3 protein-coding genes are annotated in these 2,379 nt (G+C 69.3%); all 3 read left to right on the top strand.

Annotation, left to right across the window (positions count from 1 at the left end; genetic code table 11):
* Nucleotides 1–106 precede the first annotated feature (106 nt).
* The 3 genes from tnpA (at nucleotide 107) to tnpC (ending at nucleotide 2,353) form a co-directional block, all read left to right on the top strand.
* Entirely contained in the window at nucleotides 107–463 is a 357-nt protein-coding gene (tnpA, locus tag ACFX59_RS18165; RefSeq protein ID WP_387434440.1) for an IS66-like element accessory protein TnpA, read from the top strand.
* Nucleotides 460–807, top strand: a complete 348-nt coding sequence (tnpB, locus tag ACFX59_RS18170; RefSeq protein WP_387434442.1) for an IS66 family insertion sequence element accessory protein TnpB — start codon at nucleotides 460–462, stop codon at nucleotides 805–807. The genes tnpA and tnpB overlap by 4 nt, the downstream gene beginning before the upstream one ends.
* Nucleotides 808–919: 112 nt before the next feature.
* A complete protein-coding gene (tnpC, locus tag ACFX59_RS18175; protein ID WP_387434445.1) occupies nucleotides 920–2,353 on the top strand; it encodes an IS66 family transposase in 1,434 nt (477 codons plus the stop codon).
* The last annotated feature ends 26 nt before the right edge of the window (nucleotides 2,354–2,379 follow it).

The following is a 2,379-nucleotide window of genomic DNA, read 5'->3' on the forward strand; positions in this document are numbered from 1 at the left end:
GTAAGCGTCCGGTGTTCCCCGCCTTGCTGACGAGGTGATGCGCAAGCCACAGGTGCAGCACTGTGGCAGACACTGGTGCGGCATCATGGCGACGCGAATTATCGAGATGGTTGGGGCAGAGCCGCGTCGACGGTTCAGCGACGATGACAAGGCGCGGATCGTGTCGGAGGCGATGATGCCGGGCGCGAGCGTGCTGGACGTGGCGCGGCGTCACCGGGTGTGCACGTCGCTGGTGTACCGCTGGCGACGCACGCTGCTGCGCGCCGGGGTCGCGAACGAAGCATTGCCCTTGCCGGGCGCGTCGTTCGTGCCCGTCGAGGTGGCGGGCGCGCCCATGGTGCCGCAGCCGGAGCCGCTCGGACCGGGTGTGGTGGAAGTAGTCGGCCCGGCCGGGCAGCGCATCCGCCTGGCGCCTCCCATCGACGCGCGGGTGCTCAAGACCGTGCTGGCCGGGTTCGCTTGATCGGGCCGCCAAGCGGCGTCCGGGTGTATCTTGCAGCCGGGGTCACGGACATGCGCAAGGGGTTCGACGGACTGGCGGCGCTGGTGCAGCAGCGGCTGCGCCAGGATCCGTTTGGCGGTGCGGTGTACGCCTTCCGGGGCAGGCGCGGCGATCTGGTCAAGCTGCTGTGGTGGGACGGCCAGGGTCTCATCCTTCATGCCAAGCGCCTGGAGCGGGGCCGGTTCACCTGGCCAGCGACCGCGGACGGCGTTGCGGTACTAACCCCGGCGCAGTTGTCGATGCTGCTCGAAGGGGTGGACTGGCGGCATCCGATCCGGTCCTCGCAGCCGACATTGGCCTGGTAGAAAAGCACGGTTTCCTGCGGCTTTCGCGTGTATCGGCACGGGGGTTCTGGTATAAGCGGGCGTGTCGCCCGATGCCGCCTCGCTGCCTGACGATATCGCCGTCCTGAAGGCCATGCTCATTGCTGCCGGCGCCGAACTGGAGCAGTTGCGGATGCAGGTCGCGCGGCTGCGGCGGATGGCCTTCGGCCGTTCGTCGGAGAAACTCACGAACCAGGCTGACCAGCTGGAACTAGGGTTGGAGGAACGCGAGGCGGAAGCCGCCACGGCGGCGATGCCGGTGGCCACCCGGAGACGGGAGACCGCCAAGCCGTATCGACAGCCGCTGCCCGACCATTTGCCCCGCACGGACGTCGTACATGAGGCACCGTGCGTCTGCCCCGACTGCGGTGGTGCCATGCGGCGCATGGGCGAGGACGTCACCGAGCAGCTCGACTATGTGCCTGCTTCGTTCCGGGTCGTGCGCCACGTCCGGCCGCGGCTGAGCTGTCGGTCATGCGAGCGCATCGTGCAGGCGCCGCTGCCGTCCATGCCCATCGAGCGGGGTCGGCCCGGTGCCGGGCTGCTCGCACATGTGCTGGTGTCCAAATACGCCGACCATCTGCCGCTCTATCGCCAGTCGGGCATCTACGAGCGCCAAGGCGTCGACCTTGCCCGCTCCACCCTCGCCGACTGGGTCGGGCGCTCGGCCGCGCTCCTCGACCCGCTGGTCGACGCGCTCGAGCGCCACGTCATGGGCGGCGCGACCCTCCATGCCGACGACACGCCGGTGCCGGTGCTGGCCCCCGGTGCCGGTCGTACCAGGACGGGCCGGCTGTGGACCTATGTGCGCGACGAGCGCGGGGCTGGCGGCAAGGCCTCACCCGCCGTGCTGTTCCGCTACGCGCCCGATCGCAAGGGCGAACGCCCCGCCGGGCACTTGCGGGCGTTCCAGGGCGATCTTCACGCCGATGGCTATGCCGGGTTCGACCGGCTCTATGGTGAACGCATCCGTGAGGTGGCCTGCTGGGCGCACGTCAGGCGCAAGTTCTTCGACGTCCATGCCGCAACCGGCTCCGCCACGGCCCGTGAGGCGCTGGACCATATCGCCGGGCTCTATGCGGTCGAACGGGATGTGCGCGGTCAGCCTCCTGACGAGCGACGACACGCGCGCCAGACCAGGGCCGGACCGCTACTCGATGCGTTTCGCCAGTGGCTCGACGCGACCGAACCGAAGCTGTCCCGGCGCTCAGACCTCGCAGTCGCCATCCGCTATGCGCTCACCCGCTGGACGGCGCTGACCCGCTATGCCGACGATGGTCGCCTGGAGATCGACAACAATGCCGCCGAGCGCTCGCTGCGCGGTATTGCCGTCGGGCGTAAGAACTGGCTGTTCGCCGGCTCCGACCAGGGCGGCCACGGCGCCGCCAGCATCTACAGCCTCGTGGAAACCGCCAGGCTCAACGGCATCGACCCTGAGGCTTGGCTGGCCGACACCATCAGCCGCATCGCCGACCATCCGGCCCGCCAGATCAATGAACTGCTGCCGTGGAACTACCGTCCCGCCTGACGCGACGCCTTCACCGGACGCTTACG

The sequence above is a fragment of the Sphingomonas sp. NCPPB 2930 genome (genome assembly GCF_042867205.1).
In the GTDB taxonomy this organism is placed as follows: Bacteria; Pseudomonadota; Alphaproteobacteria; order Sphingomonadales; family Sphingomonadaceae; genus Sphingomonas.